This is a genomic window from Bacillus sp. FSL K6-2431 (assembly GCF_038005165.1).
GTDB classification, from domain to species: domain Bacteria; phylum Bacillota; class Bacilli; order Bacillales; family Bacillaceae; genus Bacillus; species Bacillus pumilus.
In genome coordinates this window covers 583,646-600,450 of record NZ_JBBOSQ010000001.1, presented here as the reverse complement: position 1 = coordinate 600,450, position 16,805 = coordinate 583,646, and the positions used below count along the sequence as shown (strand labels likewise).

Below are 16,805 nucleotides of genomic sequence, written 5' to 3'. Positions count from 1 at the left end.
TTTTCTTGATAAAATGCATAAAGATCAAAGTATGAAGATGGAGGAACGTGTGTGTTCTATTACATAATCGCATTCGTGATGATTTGTTTAGATCAATTAACAAAATGGCTCATTGTCAAAAATATGGTGCCCGGAGATTCTTATCCAGTGATTGATGGTTTCTTTTATATCACGTCTCACCGAAATTCAGGCGCCGCATGGGGAATTCTCCAAGGACAAATGTGGTTTTTCTATGTGATCACACTCGTTGTTATTGCGGGAATTGTTTATTATTTGCAAAAGCATGGGCAAAAGGACAAGCTGCTTGGAGTTGCACTGGCCTTAATGCTTGGCGGAGCGATTGGGAATTTTATCGACCGCGTTTTCCGTCAGGAAGTGGTAGATTTTGCTCATTTCGTCTTTGGGAATTATCACTACCCAATCTTTAATATTGCAGATTCTTCTCTATGTGTAGGAGTTATTCTGCTCTTCATTCAAATGCTGTTAGATGGAAAGAAAACGAAGGAGTCAACTACATGAATCAAGTAAATATTGCCGTTTCAGAAGAACAAACGAGTGAACGGCTTGATAAATTTCTAAGCACGACAGAACCAGAATGGTCAAGAACCCAGGTCCAGCAGTGGGTAAAGGATGGGCTGATCGAAGTAAACGGGAAACAAGTGAAAGCCAATTACAAAGTACAAGCTGGAGATCAGATTAAAGTCGAGATTCCAGAACCAGAAGTACTAGATGTAGAAGCAGAACCAATGAATCTTGATATTTATTATGAGGATGCAGATGTGCTAGTGGTGAATAAACCACGAGGAATGGTCGTTCATCCAGCACCAGGTCACGTGTCAGGAACGCTTGTAAATGGCCTGATGGCACATTGCACGGACTTATCAGGGATTAATGGTGTGATGCGTCCTGGAATTGTCCATCGTATTGATAAAGACACATCTGGGCTGTTAATGGTCGCAAAAAACGATATGGCGCATGAATCACTAGTCAATCAGCTTGTGGCTAAAACTGTCACAAGAAAATATACGGCCGTTGTCCATGGCATCATTCAGCATGATACAGGCACAATTGATGCCCCAATTGGCAGAGACAAAAAAGACCGCCAAAGCATGACGGTCACAAAAGAAAGTGCAAAACAAGCAGTCACTCACTTTGATGTGATTGAACGCTTTCAGGATTTCACGGTGGTGGAGTGCCGACTTGAAACAGGAAGAACACACCAAATTCGTGTTCATATGAAATATATCGGCTATCCGCTTGCAGGAGATCCGAAATATGGACCGAGAAAGACAGTCGATTTCAATGGTCAGCTGCTTCATGCAGGTGTTTTAGGATTTGATCATCCAAGAACAGGCGAATATATCGAGTTCACAGCACCAGTTCCTGCTGATATGCAAGCTTTTATCGATTCATTAAGAAATAACGATTGACAGGCCGTTCTTTTTTTGAAATAATGAACGAAGAAATGAAGATTCTTTAAAACAGTCCAGAGAGGCTGAGAAGGATAACGGATCAATTTGTGCACGTGTATGCACAAATGAACGCCCCTCTCTGCCCTTTGCAGAAGGGGCTTTTTATTTGTCAAAAAGAGGTGTAAAAGATGGAACAAAAAGCAGTCATTCTTGATGAACAAGCGATCAGACGAGCGCTTACCCGAATTGCACATGAAATGATTGAGCGCAACAAAGGGATGAAAGATGTCATCCTTGCGGGGATCAAGACTAGAGGTATTCATCTTGCAAAGCGCCTTGCAGAGCGCATCGAGCAAATTGAAGGAAATCCAGTCATAGTGGGTGAACTTGATATTACGCTATACCGTGATGACCTGACAAAAAAGACAGAGAACCAAGACCCGCTTGTGAAGGGTGCAGACATTCCAGCTGACATTAATGACAAAACACTGATTGTCGTTGACGATGTCCTGTTTACAGGCAGAACCGTCAGAGCAGCCATGGATGCCCTTGTGGATGTAGGAAGACCATCTTCCATTCAGCTTGCTGTTCTCGTCGACCGGGGACACCGGGAGCTACCGATTCGAGCGGATTATATCGGGAAGAACATTCCGACATCAAAAGCAGAGACAGTTATGGTTCAACTGAATGAAGTAGATCAAAACGACCTTGTCGCTATATATGAAAAATAACCTTTTTAAATGCATTCCAGAGAGTTTGCAAAGAGGGCAATAACAGAGATACCGAGCACCGCAAACATGACGTGTACGGTTTTTCTAGGCCTCTTTGCGCATACTCGCAAAGAGGCTTTTTTAATGAAAAAGGACACATCTAGGAGGAAAATCATGAGTCAGCAAAAAGCCAATTTAGGCATTCGAGATATCCCAAAACCGTTCACATGGCTGTCACTTAGCCTTCAGCATTTGTTTGCCATGTTTGGTGCAACCATTCTAGTACCAAAAATCATCGATATGAGTCCAGCGGTCGCGCTCATCTCAAGTGGTGTTGGAACCATAGTTTACTTAATTATCACAAGAGGCCAAATTCCAGCGTATCTTGGATCGTCCTTTGCCTTTATCGCCCCCATACTGAATGTGAAAGCCACAGGCGGCCCTGGAGCCGCCATGGTGGGTGCCTTCATGGCGGGTGTCGCTTATGCACTCATTGCACTATTTATTAAATGGCTCGGCACAGGCTGGCTGATGAAACTTCTACCGCCGGTCGTCGTAGGGCCGGTCATTATGGTCATCGGACTCGGACTCGCTGGAACAGCTGTCAACATGGCGATGTATGCTGATCCGAATGCAACCGAGCTTGTTTACAGCCTGAAGCACCTAATGGTCGCCGGCTTCACACTGGCTGTCACGATTATCAGCATGATTTTCCTAAGAGGATTCCTTAGCTTGATCCCAGTATTAATCGGCATTATCAGCGGCTATCTCTTTGCCTTATCACAAGGCATTGTGAACTTCCAGCCGGTCATTGATGCAAAATGGTTTGCTGTACCAGACTTCGTTGTACCATTTGTTGACTACACACCAGCTGTGACTTTAAGCATTCTCACCGTAATGGTGCCGGTTGCCTTTGTGACAATGTCTGAGCACATCGGCCACCAAGTGGTGTTAAGTAAAGTTGTAGGGCAAGATTTCATTAAAAAACCTGGTCTTCACCGCTCCATTTTAGGAGACAGTGCGGCGACAATCTTCGCTTCACTCATTGGCGGACCGCCGACAACAACGTATGGAGAGAACATCGGCGTCCTTGCCATCACAAGAGTGTTCAGTATCTTCGTCATCGGCGGAGCAGCAGTATTTGCAATCTGCTTCGGCTTTGTCGGAAAAATCTCAGCATTAATCAGTACAGTGCCGTCCGCGGTCATGGGAGGCGTTTCATTCCTGCTCTTTGGAATCATTGCCTCAAGCGGTCTGAGAATCCTGATTGATCATAAAGTGAATTTTGAAGAAAAGCGTAATCTCATTATCGCATCAGTCATCTTAGTCATCGGAATTGGAGGGGCATTCATTGAGGTGAAACAAATCAACCTCACACTATCTGGAATGGCACTTGCTGCCATCACGGGTGTCCTGTTGAACCTGATCCTGCCGCAGCAAAAAGCGGAGGATGACGAGTCAAATGAATCGAATACAGAAAACCTTTTAAAAGAAGTCCAGTGAGGCTGACAAGGGTTCTAAAATGAGCAGAATGCACGAACGTGCCGCTGCTTCTTTTGGAGAACCCTAAGCTGCCGAGGCTTAGGGTTTTTTTGAACCTGAAAGTGATGAAAAACTAGAGGGGGAAGAAAAAATGAATGATCTATCGACAATGAGCAGCTTATCTAAAGAAGAGATTTTACAGCTGATTGAAGAAGCAACGGCTCTCAAAAAGGGGAAGCAAGAGCTTGGTTTAGCGGGAGAATTTGTAGCAAATCTCTTTTTTGAACCAAGCACAAGAACACGATTTAGCTTCGAAGTCGCCGAAAAGAAGCTGGGGATGAATGTACTAAGCTTAGATGCGGCAAGCACCTCTGTTCAAAAAGGCGAAACTCTTTACGATACGGTAAAAACGCTCGAATCCATCGGCGTGAAAGCTTGTGTGATCAGAGACAGCACCGATGAATATTACAACGAACTGATCGGGAAGGTTGGGATTCCCATCATCAATGCTGGAGATGGCTGCGGGCAGCACCCGACCCAATCACTGCTTGACCTAATGACCATCTATGAAGAGTTTGGCGGCTTTGAGGGCTTAACGATTTCGATTCATGGAGACATCAAGCACAGCAGGGTGGCAAGGTCGAATGCGGAAGTACTCTCAAGGCTCGGAGCGACAGTCCTTTTCTCAGGACCTGCTTCCTTCCAAGATGAGCAAAATCCTCACGGAACGTATGTCCAAGTAGACGAAGCCACTAGACAATCTGATGTGGTGATGCTGCTTAGAATCCAGCATGAACGGCACGCTAAAAAAATGGGTAATGAAGATTACTTATCGACTTATGGATTAACAGTAAACAGGGCAAACAACATGAAAGAACGAGCCATTATCATGCATCCAGCGCCAGTAAACAGAGGTGTGGAGATAGATGATTCTTTAGTGGAATCAAAGCAGTCACGAATTTTCAAGCAAATGGAAAATGGCGTTTATGTCCGAATGGCGGTATTAAAAAGAGCTTTTCAAAATAGCAGACTACATCAAAAAGGGAGAGATTCTGTCTATGTCGTATCTCATTAAAAACGGTTTTATCTTAACAAGCACAGGTGAAAAAGTGCAGCAGGATATTAGGGTAGAAGGAAAAGTGATTCAAGCGATTGGTCACTTAGAAAGAGAAGACGGAGAAGAGGTCATTGATGCTAAAGGGCTATTTGTTTCACCAGGCTTAATTGATCTGCATGTACATTTAAGAGAGCCAGGCGGAGAGAAAAAGGAAACGATTGAAACAGGCTCTAAAGCAGCAGCAAGAGGCGGTTATACGACGATTGCAGCGATGCCGAATACACGCCCAGTTCCAGATACAAAAGAGCAAATGGAATGGCTCATGAATCGAATCGAAGAGACCTCTTCTGTCAGAGTACTGCCATACGCCTCCATCACAACTAGACAAATTGGGGAAGAGATGACAGACTTTGCAGCACTAAAAGAAGCAGGCGCCTTCGCTTTCACAGATGACGGAGTCGGCATCCAAACAGCAGGCATGATGTACGAAGCGATGAAAAAGGCAGCAAGTCTTGATCAAGCCATTGTCGCGCACTGTGAGGATAACTCGCTCATTTACGGCGGATGCGTTCATGAAGGAGAATTTTCAAAAGCAAATGAATTAAACGGTATACCGTCCATTTGTGAATCGGTGCATATTGCAAGAGATGTTCTTTTAGCAGAAGCAGCGAACTGTCATTATCATGTATGTCATATCAGTACGAAAGAATCTGTGCGAGTCGTTCGCGATGCAAAAAAAGCAGGCATCCGTGTGACGGCTGAGGTGTCACCACATCACCTGCTCCTATGTGATGCAGACATCCCAGGGCTTGATACGAACTATAAAATGAACCCGCCTCTTAGAGGAAAAGAGGATCGCGAGGCACTAATCGAGGGACTGTTAGATGGAACGATTGATTTCATCGCAACAGACCATGCACCGCATACAGAAGAAGAAAAGAACGAAACGATGCAACGCGCACCTTTTGGAATAGTTGGGCTTGAAACAGCGTTCCCGCTTCTTTACACGCGATTTGTCAAAACAGGCGAATGGACATTAAAAAAACTCGTTGATTATATGACGATCAAGCCAGCAGAAGCCTTCTCCCTTCCTTATGGAAAGCTGGAAGAAGGACAAACAGCTGATATTACACTCATTGATCTAAACAAAGAAATGGCAATCGATAAAAAGAGCTTCTTATCAAAAGGACAAAATACACCGTTTGACAAATTGACTGTATCAGGATGGCCGGTCATGACACTTGCATCTGGGAAAGTCGTGTATGAAGAGGGGAGACTAGTAAAATGAAGAGACGCTTAGTGCTAGAAAACGGAACAGTATTCGAAGGAACAGGCTTTGGCAACTTAGAATCATCAGTCGGAGAAGTCGTCTTTAATACAGGGATGACAGGCTATCAAGAAATTTTGTCTGATCCATCATACTGCGGACAAATTGTCACACTCACTTACCCGCTTATCGGCAACTACGGCATTAATCGTGATGATTTTGAATCGATCACACCGTTTGTCAAAGGGCTGATTGTGAAGGAACTTTGTGAAAAGCCCTCAAACTGGCGCTCTGCATACTCGCTCGATGAGTATTTAAAAATGAAAAACATTCCAGGGCTTAGCGGAATCGATACACGAAAGCTGACGAGAATGATTCGAAGTGCAGGGACTTTAAGAGGGGCATTTGCAGGACCGGATGAACAAGTGGAAGACGTGGTGCGCCGCCTACAAACAATGCAGCTGCCGACTGATCAAGTGAGTCAAGTATCTGTGAAAAATGCGTATCCAAGCCCGGGAAGAGGAAAAAGAATTGTCCTTGTCGATTTCGGCATGAAGCACGGCATTTTGCGCGAGCTCAATAAACGGGACTGTGATGTCATTGTGGTGCCGTACAATATCACGGCAGATGAAGTACTGCAGTTGAAGCCTGATGGAATCATGCTTTCAAACGGCCCTGGGGATCCTGTGGATGTACCAGAAGCAGTCGAGATGATTCAGCAATTGATTGGAAAAGTTCCACTCTTTGGCATTTGCCTTGGACATCAATTATTCGCGCTTGCATGCGGCGCAAGTACTGAAAAAATGAAATTCGGTCACAGAGGATCGAATCACCCAGTGAAAGAACTAGCAACCGGCAAGGTCACCCTGACAGCTCAAAACCACGGCTACACAGTTAGTGCCATTAACGAGGACGTGCTCGAAGTCACACACATCGCACTAAACGACAATACAATTGAAGGCTTAAAACATAAAGAAGCACCAGCATTCACTGTCCAGTACCACCCAGAAGCATCACCAGGTCCAGAAGATGCGAACTACTTATTCGACCAGTTCATGGACATGATTCATACAACTGAGAAAGAAGGGGAAGAAGTATGCCAAAACGCGTAGACATCAAAAAGATTTTAGTTATCGGTTCAGGTCCAATCATCATTGGTCAGGCAGCGGAGTTTGACTATGCAGGCACACAGGCTTGCTTAGCACTGAAAGAAGAAGGCTATGAAGTCGTTCTTGTGAATTCCAATCCAGCGACCATCATGACAGATACAGAAATGGCCGATAAGGTATACATCGAACCACTGACACCAGAATTCTTAACACGAATCATTCGAAAAGAACGTCCTGATGCGATCTTGCCAACACTTGGCGGACAAACTGGACTTAACCTTGCTGTTGAATTATCAGACCTTGGCGTATTAGCTGAATGTGGTGTTGAAGTATTAGGAACAAAACTTTCAGCTATTCAAAAAGCAGAGGACAGAGATCTATTCCGTAATTTGATGAATGAACTAAATGAGCCTGTACCAGAAAGTGAAATCATCCATAACCTAGAAGAAGCGATGGCGTTTACGAATCAAATTGGTTTCCCTGTCATTGTGAGACCAGCTTATACATTAGGCGGAACAGGCGGCGGAATTTGTACAAACGAGCAAGAGCTGAAGGAAATCGTCGAAAACGGTTTGAAGCTAAGCCCAGTCACACAATGCTTACTTGAAAAAAGTATTGCAGGCTTTAAAGAAATTGAATATGAAGTCATGCGTGATAGCGGTGATCATGCGATCGTTGTTTGTAACATGGAAAACTTTGATCCAGTCGGTATCCACACAGGAGACAGTATCGTTGTGGCGCCAAGCCAAACGTTAAGTGACCGTGAATATCAGCTGCTTCGCAATGTGTCGCTCAAGCTGATCCGGGCACTTGGGATTGAAGGCGGATGTAACGTACAGCTGGCAATTGATCCAGACAGCTTTCAATACTATATCATCGAAGTAAATCCGCGCGTGAGTCGCTCTTCTGCACTTGCGTCGAAAGCAACTGGTTATCCAATTGCCAAACTTGCAGCGAAAATTGCTGTCGGCTTAACGCTTGATGAAATGATGAACCCAGTCACAGGTAAAACCTATGCCGCCTTCGAACCGGCACTCGACTATATTGTGTCTAAAATTCCGCGCTGGCCGTTTGATAAATTCGAATCGGCCAACAGACGTCTTGGTACGCAAATGAAAGCAACGGGTGAAGTGATGGCGATCGGTCGTACATTAGAAGAGTCTCTTCTAAAGGCTGTTCGTTCACTTGAAGCGGATGTGCACCACATTGAATTAAAAGATGAAGCAGATATCACAAACGAAGTGCTTGAAAAGCGGATTATCAAGGCGGGAGACGAACGATTATTCTATATCGCCGAGGCACTTAGAAGAGGCTATACGGTTGAACAAATACATGAGTTCTCAAAAATTGATTACTTCTTCCTTCATAAACTGGAAGGCATCATCGCTTTTGAAAAGACATTAAAAGAAAACAAAGGCAATACAGACGTATTAAAAGAAGCGAAAGAAAAAGGCTTCTCAGACATCTATATTAGCCGCGAGTGGAATATGAATGAAGCGGATGTCTATACGCTAAGACAAGAAGCAAGCATCGTACCTGTTTACAAAATGGTAGATACTTGTGCGGCTGAATTTGAATCCGAGACGCCATATTTCTACAGCACATATGAAGATGAAAATGAATCAGAACGTACAGACAAGAAAAGCGTCATCGTATTAGGCTCAGGTCCTATCAGAATCGGTCAAGGAGTAGAATTTGATTATGCGACCGTTCATTCTGTGTGGGCAATTAAACAAGCAGGGTATGAAGCAATCATTATTAACAACAACCCTGAAACGGTCTCAACAGACTTTAGTATTTCGGACAAGCTCTACTTTGAACCACTCACTGTAGAAGATGTGATGCACATCATCGATCTAGAGCAACCTGAAGGAGTCGTTGTCCAGTTCGGCGGTCAAACAGCAATCAACCTAGCAGATGAATTATCAAATAGAGGGGTGAAGATTCTCGGCACTTCTCTTGAAGACCTAGACCGAGCTGAAAACAGGGACAAGTTTGAACAAACATTAGAAGCACTCGGCGTGCCGCAGCCTAAAGGAAAAACAGCTACTTCTGTGCCTCAAGCTGTAGCGATTGCCAATCAGATCGGCTACCCAGTCCTTGTCCGTCCTTCCTATGTATTAGGCGGTCGTGCGATGGAAATTGTTTATCAAGAAGCCGAGCTTCTTCACTACATGGAGAATGCAGTGAAAGTCAATCCGCAGCACCCAGTCTTAATTGACAAATATTTAACAGGAAAAGAAATCGAAGTAGATGCCGTGTCTGATGGCGAAACTGTCGTGATCCCTGGCATTATGGAACACATTGAAAGAGCCGGGGTTCACTCTGGTGACTCGATTGCGGTTTACCCGCCGCAAACATTGTCTGAAGAGATCAAAGCGAAGATCGCAGAATACACGATCAAGCTTGCAAAAGGACTCAACATTATTGGGCTGCTAAACATTCAATTTGTTCTCTCAAAAGGTGAAGTGTTCGTACTTGAAGTGAACCCGCGTTCAAGCCGGACAGTTCCTTTCTTAAGTAAAATCACGGGCATCCCGATGGCAAACCTAGCGACAAAAGTCATTTTAGGAGAAAAACTCAAAAACTATGGCTACGAAGAAGGACTTCACACAGAGCAAGAAGGGGTGTACGTCAAAGTTCCAGTCTTCTCTTTTGCAAAACTAAGAAGAGTCGATATTACACTCGGACCTGAAATGAAATCGACAGGTGAAGTCATGGGGAAAGATGTCACAATCGAAAAAGCTCTTTACAAAGGATTAATTGCATCAGGCATTCAAATTCCTAAAGATGGGACAGTTCTTCTGACAGTTGCTGACAAGGATAAAGAAGAAGGACTGGAGATTGCGAGAAGATTCCATTCAATCGGCTACCATATTTTAGCGACAGAAGGAACAGCGAATTACTTAAAACAAGCCTCCATCCCATCAAGTGTTGTCGGCAAAATAGGAGAAGAAGGCAAAAACCTTCTCGATGTCATACGAAACGGGGAAGCCCAATTTGTCATCAACACTCTGACAAAAGGAAAACAGCCGGCAAGAGACGGCTTTAGAATCAGACGTGAAGCTGTTGAAAATGGCGTAGCTTGCTTAACGTCACTAGATACAGCAGAAGCGATTTTAAGAGTACTAGAAAGCATGACATTTAGAGCGGACGAAATGCCAGAAGTGAAAACGAATGCTGAGGTGACAGTAACGATATGAAAAAAGCATACTTGACGGTCGTCTCAAATCGAGAGATCGCTGATCATATTTACGAAATGACATTAAAAGGTGACCTTGTGGACTCCTTTCAAACGGCTGGACAATTTCTTCATATCAAGGTCAGCGAGTCCATGACACCGCTGCTGAGAAGACCGATCAGTATTGCCAATATTCATGCCGAGAAGCAAGAAGCAACCATCATCTATCGCGCAGAGGGAGAGGGCACAAAGCTTCTTTCCCAAAGGCGGGATGGGGAATCCATCGATGTCTTAGGGCCGCTTGGCAACGGGTACGATCCTTCAGTTGTTCAGCCAGGTCAGACAGCGTTACTAGTCGGTGGTGGAATTGGAGTACCGCCTTTATATGAGCTGTCCAAACGTTTAACGAAAAAAGGCGTCATCGTCAAGCATGTCCTTGGCTTTCAATCGAAAAAGGATGTATTTTACGAGGAGAAATTCCAAGCACTCGGAGATACATTTATCGCAACAGTTGATGGGACATATGGCGCAAAGGGCTTCGTGACAAGTGTCATTGAAGAGAATGATTTGAGCTTTGATGTCATGCTTTCCTGCGGGCCGACCCCTATGTTAAAAGCACTAAAAGACTCTTACCCCGATAAGCCTGTCTACATTTCAATGGAAGAACGAATGGGCTGCGGAATTGGTGCTTGCTTTGCATGTGTCTGTCATACCGATCAGCACGAAAAAGCTTACGTCAAAGTCTGTCTGGACGGACCTGTATTTAAAGCAGAGGAGGTGGCGTTGTCATGCTAAACGTTGAGTTACCCGGCTTATCTTTAAAGAATCCGATTATCCCTGCATCAGGCTGCTTTGGATTCGGGAGAGAATTTGCTTCATTATACGACTTATCCGTGCTTGGCGGTATCATGATTAAAGCCACAACCTTAGAGCCGAGATTTGGCAACCCGACACCAAGGGTAGCGGAGACAGGTGCCGGGATGCTCAATGCCATCGGTCTTCAAAATCCTGGCCTAAAAGGCGTGCTGGAAAATGAATTGCCTTGGCTTGAGCAGTTTGATACGCCTATTATTGCAAACGTCGCTGGCTCACAGGTCGATGATTATGTTGAAGTAGCGAAGCAGATCAGCCAAGCAAAAAATGTCCATGCCCTTGAACTGAATATCTCGTGTCCAAATGTCAAAACAGGCGGAATTGCCTTTGGTACAGATCCTCAAATGGCAGCAGCATTGACAAAAGCGGTGAAGGACGTGTCCTCCGTTCCTGTCTATGTCAAACTGTCTCCTAACGTAGCTAATATTGTGGAGATTGCTCAAGCGATTGAATGTGCTGGAGCGGATGGACTCACGATGATTAACACGTTAATCGGTATGCGTTTAGATTTAAAAACAGGGAAACCGATTCTTGCCAATAAAACAGGCGGATTATCAGGCCCTGCGGTCAAACCTGTCGCTGTGCGCATGGTACATGAGGTCAGTCAAGCGGTTTCTATCCCGATTATCGGAATGGGCGGAGTGCAAAACGCTGAAGATGTACTTGAATTTTTACTAGCAGGTGCGAGTGCAGTAGCTGTTGGCACAGCCAATTTTGTAAACCCATTTATTTGCCCAGAAATCATAGAAGACCTGCCAAATGTATTAGCAGCCTATGGGTATTCATCTGTAGAGGAATGTATCGGAAGGAGCTGGAAATATGAAGCACTTGCCCATCATCGCGCTTGATTTTCCATCAGGGCAGGAGGCGCTTGCCTTTTTAGAACCCTTTGAAGGGACACCATTATTTGTGAAGGTCGGCATGGAGCTGTTTTACCAAGAAGGACCTGCCATCCTTGACGCACTTAAAGAAAAAAATTGCCACATTTTCCTCGACCTCAAATTACATGACATTCCAACAACGGTGCAAAAAGCAATGAACCGGCTTGCCGCACTTGGCGTTGATCTAGTCAATGTACATGCTGCTGGCGGGAAACAGATGATGCAAGCTGCGTTAGAAGGGCTTGAAAACGGAACGCCTGCTGGGCAAAAACGTCCGGGCATTATTGCAGTGACTCAGCTGACGAGTACATCTGAAGACATGATGAGAAGCGAATTACTCATAGACCGTCCGCTGCAAGAGACTGTCATCCGGTACGGTCAATTGGCACATGAAAGTGGACTAGACGGTGTTGTTTGCTCTGTTCATGAATCCAAAGCTCTTCATGAGCACATCTCACCTGACTTCCTCACTGTTACGCCAGGGATTCGTTTACTAAATGATCAAACCGATGATCAAAAGCGTGTGGCAACCCCTGCTTATGCAAAAGAGCAAGGTGTTTCACAAATTGTTGTCGGAAGGTCAATCACAAAAGCTGAAAAACCATTGGAAGCCTATCATCAAATTTTGAAAGAGTGGGAGTGACTGCAAGATGAAAACAAAAATCGCTAAACACCTATTACAAATCAAAGCGGTCTCATTGAAGCCAGACGAACCGTTTACATGGGCAAGCGGTATCAAATCACCGATCTATTGTGACAACCGTCTCACCTTGTCCTATCCAGAAGTTAGACACGACATTGCTGAAGGTCTTAAAGAGTTGATTCTCACTCATTTTGAGGGAGCGGAGGTGATTGCTGGTACTGCAACAGCAGGCATCCCGCATGCGGCATTAGCAGCAGATCGTCTAAACGTCCCGATGTGTTATGTCAGAAGTAAGCCAAAAGCACATGGAAAAGGAAATCAAATTGAAGGTGCCGTATCAAAAGGCCAAAAGGTGGTCGTCGTAGAAGATCTGATTTCAACAGGAGGCAGTGTGCTTGAAGTGGTCGCTGCTCTTCAAGAAGCGGGCTGTGACGTACTAGGCGTTGCCGCGATCTTCACATACGGTCTGCCAAAAGCTGCGGCAGCATTCCAAGAGAAAAACATTCCATATGTCACCCTAACAGACTATGACACCCTGACAGACGTGGCACTTGAGCTGAAAGCGATTGAGCCTTCTGCTATGAATAAATTGAAACGCTGGAGACAAGATCCTTCCTCTGAATCTTGGATGGAAGAAACCGTCTAAATAGCTTCGTGTAGACAAACCCTCGCATTCTTTGTCAGGACTGCAAAGGTTTTCTATCACGCTGAATACAATATGAAGCTGCGCATACCCGCACAGCTTTTTTATTTGGTTAAAAATAGTAAAATAGACTCAAATTTAAATAAAAACTAATCCTATCAATAAAGTCGGGTTGACTTTTGTTTGAATTGTGTTAATATTTAAGACAAATTAAAACACTTATCCAGAGAGGTGGAGGGACTGGCCCGATGAAGCCCGGCAACCTGCAATTTGCAAGGTGCTACTTCCTGCAAAATGATTCTATTTTGAAAGATAAGGAAATCGTGAGCTTCCTCATCTTTCTTTCGGAATGAAAGGAAGTTTTTTTATTTTAACGGTGAGGGGGAAGTGAAGCAAAAGCAGGATGAAGACTTAATTGAAGCCTATGCAGAAACTGATTGGGGATATGAATTCAGTTTAGTTACACTGATTGTTCAGGACGGTCAAGTGATCCAAGTGGAAGAAGACAGAAAAAATTCAGTTGACGTAGTGCGGAGAGTAGTGATACTCCGGAAGGGGAGAAACAATGTTAACTTATGAAAATTGGCAAGAGCCGTCCATTACATTTCAAGAAGATGATTTGTATAAAGGGGCCTTATCTGTGCTGAAATGGGCATACGGTCATTATGGTGATCAGCTCGTTTATGCATGCAGTTTTGGTATTGAAGGCATCGTCCTCATTGATTTGATTGCGAAAGTAAAAAAGGATGCAAGAATTGTCTTTTTAGATACAGGTCTGCATTTTAAGGAAACGTACGACACAATTGATGCGGTAAAGGAAAGATACCCGGGTTTAGATATTGTGCTGAAAACCCCTGAGCTGACGGTTGAGGAGCAAAACGAGCAGCATGGTGATCAACTATGGAAAACAGATCCTCAAAGCTGCTGTCATATGCGTAAGGTCATTCCTTTGCAAGAAGCGCTATCTGGCTATCCGGCATGGCTTTCTGGCTTAAGGAGAGAGCAGTCTCCTAAGCGAGCAGGGACGAACTTTTTAAATAAGGATGAAAAATTCAAATCAGTGAAAGTATGTCCGCTTATCCACTGGACGTGGAAGGACATATGGAGATATGCATCTAGAGAGGAACTTACTTATAATCCGCTACATGATCAGGGATATCCAAGTATCGGGTGTGCCCCGTGTACACAGCCAGCATTTACTGCCGAGGATCTGCGGTCTGGCAGATGGTCAGGCACAGCTAAGACTGAGTGCGGATTACATGAGTAAGGGAGCATAGTGTATGGAAATTGCCGCAATTTTATTTAGTTTATTTTTCGCTCTAAACATTGGCGCGAGTGGTGCAGCAGCTTCGATGGGTATCGCGTACGGATCAGGTGCGATTCGAAAGCCGATCTATGCACTCAGTGTATGTGCAGTTGGGATTTTAGCAGGTTCAGTTATTGGCGGTGGTGAGGTTGTCAAAACGATTAGCTCTGGAATTATGCCTGAATCCGTCATTACACTTGAAATTGTTTGTATTATTATTGGTTCTGCTGCATTATCACTCTTTATAGCGAATCTGATGGCCATCCCTTTATCAACGAGTGAGGTGACAGTAGGAGCTGTAGTTGGTGTCGCGGTCGCATATAAAGTATTGTATGTGAAATCCATTTTAGTCATTGTGGCATTTTGGGTCATCATTCCGCTTGTCGCCTTTCTTTTTACCTTTGTTGTAGTCAAAATCATCAGAATGTTCCCTAAACGTAAGCTGTCTAAAAAAGGAACATTTATTTTATCCATTGTTTTAATCCTTAGTGGATTTTTAGAAGCATTTTCAGCAGGTATGAACAATGTGGCAAATGCAGTCGGTCCACTTGTTGCCGCGGGCGTTTTGTCAGTTGGGCAAGGAACACTTTACGGCGGAATCTTCGTCGCCATTGGAGCCCTCTTGCTTGGTAGAAGAGTACTAGAAACAAATGGAAAGAAGATTACCCGCTATCAAACGGGCGAAGGGATATTGCTTTCCGGTACCGGTGCTGGACTTGTCATCGTCAGCTCTATTTTTGGGCTGCCAGTTCCACTTACCCAAATCACCTCCTCGTCTATCATTGGACTTGGCATGGCAAAAGGCGGACCTAATATTTTTCATAAACATGTGGTGAAAAAAATGCTGAAAGTGTGGGTAGTATCACCCTTTTTATCACTTAGTCTATCGTATTTGCTGGTGAGTCTTTTCTTAAAAGGGGACTATTACTCTATCTTTATCATGATGAGTGTACTGCTTGCCTCACTTGGTGCGCTAAGTCTGATGAAGGCAGTCAAAAATGAAAGCAGCTCGATTCATGAACAGGGCGGCGGGATTTAACGACAAATCCGACTATTTACATCTAATAAATATGAACATTGAGAGGAAGATGAACAAATGAGTTTAACACCACATGGTGGCGTATTAATTAATCGAGTAAATGAAGAGTATGACCTTAGCACGGCTGCAAAGGAAATTGAACTAGATGCTATCTCTTTTGCAGACCTTGAACTCATAGCAATTGGCGGGTATAGTCCAATTGAAGGGTTTTTAACAAAAGCTGATTATGAAGCGGTTGTGAGCAGTATGCGGCTAGCAAGTGGTGTCGTTTGGTCTCTTCCTATTACACTGCCAGTGACAAAGGAAAAGGCAGCGGAAATCCATCGAGGCGAGATTGTGCGTCTATCGTATAATGGAACTGTATATGGCGTGATTGAAGTAGAGGATCAATACACACCAGATAAGGAAAAAGAAGCGGTGAATGTGTATAAAACTGATGACCGCAATCATCCAGGCGTGAAAAAATTATTTGAACGCGGTGATACGTACATTGGTGGTAAAATTACACTGACGAAACGAAGCGAAAAACCATTCCCTCAATTTACGTATGAGCCGGAAGAAACAAGACGTCATTTTAAAGAGAACGGCTGGAAAACGATTGTTGGTTTCCAAACAAGAAACCCTGTTCACCGTGCCCATGAATATATTCAAAAGACAGCACTTGAAACCGTCGATGGTTTGTTTTTAAATCCACTTGTCGGTGAAACAAAATCAGACGATATTCCGGCAGACGTGAGAATGAAAAGCTATCAAGTGTTATTGAACGGTTATTACCCAAAGGATCGCGTCTTTTTAGGTGTTTTTCCTGCGGCAATGCGTTATGCTGGACCAAAGGAAGCAATCTTTCACGCGCTTGTTCGTAAAAATTACGGTTGTACTCACTTTATTGTGGGAAGAGATCATGCAGGTGTTGGTGATTATTACGGCACATACGAGGCGCAGGAGTTATTTGAACAATTTACAAGCGAAGAAATTGGCATTACCCCGTTAAAATTTGAACATAGCTTCTACTGTAATACATGTGAAGCAATGGCAACACCAAAAACATGTCCTCACGATAAAAGCGAGCATGTCATTCTTTCAGGTACAAAGGTTCGAACGATGCTGAGAAACGGAGAATTACCGCCAAGCACGTTCAGCCGAAAAGAAGTCATTGAAACATTAATCGAAGGATTAAAAACGACGGTATCTTAATGGGAGGG

Annotated in this window: 16 protein-coding genes and 1 riboswitch; all 16 genes read left to right on the top strand. The window is 44.1% G+C overall.

Annotation, left to right across the window (positions count from 1 at the left end; all coding sequences use genetic code 11):
- Window positions 1–51 precede the first annotated feature (51 nt).
- Window positions 52–519: a signal peptidase II gene (gene lspA, locus MHH40_RS03005; protein WP_340900629.1), complete on the top strand. Its 468-nt coding sequence runs from the start codon at window positions 52–54 to the stop codon at window positions 517–519.
- Window positions 516–1,430: an RluA family pseudouridine synthase gene (locus MHH40_RS03000; RefSeq protein ID WP_253622633.1), complete on the top strand. Its 915-nt coding sequence runs from the start codon at window positions 516–518 to the stop codon at window positions 1,428–1,430. Before lspA ends, MHH40_RS03000 begins: the two co-directional genes overlap by 4 nt.
- 170 nt (window positions 1,431–1,600) lie before the next feature.
- Complete coding sequence (gene pyrR, locus MHH40_RS02995) at window positions 1,601–2,143, top strand: bifunctional pyr operon transcriptional regulator/uracil phosphoribosyltransferase PyrR (RefSeq protein WP_003211705.1); 543 nt, start codon at window positions 1,601–1,603, stop codon at window positions 2,141–2,143.
- 153 nt (window positions 2,144–2,296) lie between these two features.
- A complete protein-coding gene (locus MHH40_RS02990) occupies window positions 2,297–3,625 on the top strand; it encodes a solute carrier family 23 protein (protein ID WP_050945084.1) in 1,329 nt (442 codons plus the stop codon).
- Between the two features lie 130 nt (window positions 3,626–3,755).
- Window positions 3,756–4,679: an aspartate carbamoyltransferase catalytic subunit gene (locus MHH40_RS02985; RefSeq protein ID WP_340900628.1), complete on the top strand. Its 924-nt coding sequence runs from the start codon at window positions 3,756–3,758 to the stop codon at window positions 4,677–4,679.
- Window positions 4,663–5,949 (top strand): dihydroorotase, encoded by a 1,287-nt coding sequence (locus MHH40_RS02980; RefSeq protein WP_106033181.1) that lies wholly within the window; start codon window positions 4,663–4,665, stop codon window positions 5,947–5,949. Before MHH40_RS02985 ends, MHH40_RS02980 begins: the two co-directional genes overlap by 17 nt.
- Window positions 5,946–7,040, top strand: a complete 1,095-nt coding sequence (locus MHH40_RS02975) for a carbamoyl phosphate synthase small subunit (RefSeq protein WP_340900627.1) — start codon at window positions 5,946–5,948, stop codon at window positions 7,038–7,040. Before MHH40_RS02980 ends, MHH40_RS02975 begins: the two co-directional genes overlap by 4 nt.
- Window positions 7,025–10,240, top strand: a complete 3,216-nt coding sequence (carB, locus tag MHH40_RS02970) for a carbamoyl-phosphate synthase (glutamine-hydrolyzing) large subunit (protein WP_050945080.1) — start codon at window positions 7,025–7,027, stop codon at window positions 10,238–10,240. Before MHH40_RS02975 ends, carB begins: the two co-directional genes overlap by 16 nt.
- Window positions 10,237–11,013 (top strand): dihydroorotate dehydrogenase electron transfer subunit, encoded by a 777-nt coding sequence (locus tag MHH40_RS02965; protein WP_003211895.1) that lies wholly within the window; start codon window positions 10,237–10,239, stop codon window positions 11,011–11,013. Before carB ends, MHH40_RS02965 begins: the two co-directional genes overlap by 4 nt.
- Window positions 11,007–11,939, top strand: a complete 933-nt coding sequence (locus MHH40_RS02960) for a dihydroorotate dehydrogenase (protein WP_340900626.1) — start codon at window positions 11,007–11,009, stop codon at window positions 11,937–11,939. Before MHH40_RS02965 ends, MHH40_RS02960 begins: the two co-directional genes overlap by 7 nt.
- Window positions 11,911–12,615, top strand: a complete 705-nt coding sequence (pyrF, locus tag MHH40_RS02955) for an orotidine-5'-phosphate decarboxylase (RefSeq protein ID WP_253622631.1) — start codon at window positions 11,911–11,913, stop codon at window positions 12,613–12,615. The genes MHH40_RS02960 and pyrF overlap by 29 nt, the downstream gene beginning before the upstream one ends.
- A 7-nt stretch (window positions 12,616–12,622) precedes the next feature.
- Window positions 12,623–13,261, top strand: a complete 639-nt coding sequence (gene pyrE / locus MHH40_RS02950; protein ID WP_044141967.1) for an orotate phosphoribosyltransferase — start codon at window positions 12,623–12,625, stop codon at window positions 13,259–13,261.
- Window positions 13,262–13,474: 213 nt separating this feature from the next.
- Window positions 13,475–13,577: riboswitch (SAM riboswitch) on the top strand.
- A gap of 68 nt (window positions 13,578–13,645) precedes the next feature.
- Window positions 13,646–13,837, top strand: coding sequence for a DUF2292 domain-containing protein (locus MHH40_RS02945; RefSeq protein ID WP_003211143.1), 192 nt, complete (start codon window positions 13,646–13,648; stop codon window positions 13,835–13,837).
- Window positions 13,824–14,525: a phosphoadenylyl-sulfate reductase gene (locus tag MHH40_RS02940; RefSeq protein WP_003211029.1), complete on the top strand. Its 702-nt coding sequence runs from the start codon at window positions 13,824–13,826 to the stop codon at window positions 14,523–14,525. The genes MHH40_RS02945 and MHH40_RS02940 overlap by 14 nt, the downstream gene beginning before the upstream one ends.
- A gap of 13 nt (window positions 14,526–14,538) precedes the next feature.
- Window positions 14,539–15,603: an inorganic phosphate transporter gene (locus MHH40_RS02935; protein ID WP_253622630.1), complete on the top strand. Its 1,065-nt coding sequence runs from the start codon at window positions 14,539–14,541 to the stop codon at window positions 15,601–15,603.
- Window positions 15,604–15,660: 57 nt separating this feature from the next.
- A complete protein-coding gene (sat, locus tag MHH40_RS02930; protein WP_050945075.1) occupies window positions 15,661–16,797 on the top strand; it encodes a sulfate adenylyltransferase in 1,137 nt (378 codons plus the stop codon).
- Window positions 16,798–16,805: the final 8 nt, after the last annotated feature.

What these genes read in the sequence shown, in the direction of transcription:
- MHH40_RS03000 (WP_253622633.1), top strand. Translation starts at nt 516, where the DNA reads ATGAATCAAGTAAATATTGCCGTTTCAGAAGAACAAACGAGTGAACGG.
- pyrR (WP_003211705.1), top strand. Translation starts at nt 1,601, where the DNA reads ATGGAACAAAAAGCAGTCATTCTTGATGAACAAGCGATCAGACGAGCG.
- MHH40_RS02990 (WP_050945084.1), top strand. Translation starts at nt 2,297, where the DNA reads ATGAGTCAGCAAAAAGCCAATTTAGGCATTCGAGATATCCCAAAACCG.
- MHH40_RS02985 (WP_340900628.1), top strand. Translation starts at nt 3,756, where the DNA reads ATGAATGATCTATCGACAATGAGCAGCTTATCTAAAGAAGAGATTTTA.
- MHH40_RS02980 (WP_106033181.1), top strand. Translation starts at nt 4,663, where the DNA reads ATGTCGTATCTCATTAAAAACGGTTTTATCTTAACAAGCACAGGTGAA.
- MHH40_RS02975 (WP_340900627.1), top strand. Translation starts at nt 5,946, where the DNA reads ATGAAGAGACGCTTAGTGCTAGAAAACGGAACAGTATTCGAAGGAACA.
- carB (WP_050945080.1), top strand. Translation starts at nt 7,025, where the DNA reads ATGCCAAAACGCGTAGACATCAAAAAGATTTTAGTTATCGGTTCAGGT.
- MHH40_RS02965 (WP_003211895.1), top strand. Translation starts at nt 10,237, where the DNA reads ATGAAAAAAGCATACTTGACGGTCGTCTCAAATCGAGAGATCGCTGAT.
- MHH40_RS02960 (WP_340900626.1), top strand. Translation starts at nt 11,007, where the DNA reads ATGCTAAACGTTGAGTTACCCGGCTTATCTTTAAAGAATCCGATTATC.
- pyrF (WP_253622631.1), top strand. Translation starts at nt 11,911, where the DNA reads ATGAAGCACTTGCCCATCATCGCGCTTGATTTTCCATCAGGGCAGGAG.
- pyrE (WP_044141967.1), top strand. Translation starts at nt 12,623, where the DNA reads ATGAAAACAAAAATCGCTAAACACCTATTACAAATCAAAGCGGTCTCA.
- MHH40_RS02940 (WP_003211029.1), top strand. Translation starts at nt 13,824, where the DNA reads ATGTTAACTTATGAAAATTGGCAAGAGCCGTCCATTACATTTCAAGAA.
- MHH40_RS02935 (WP_253622630.1), top strand. Translation starts at nt 14,539, where the DNA reads ATGGAAATTGCCGCAATTTTATTTAGTTTATTTTTCGCTCTAAACATT.
- sat (WP_050945075.1), top strand. Translation starts at nt 15,661, where the DNA reads ATGAGTTTAACACCACATGGTGGCGTATTAATTAATCGAGTAAATGAA.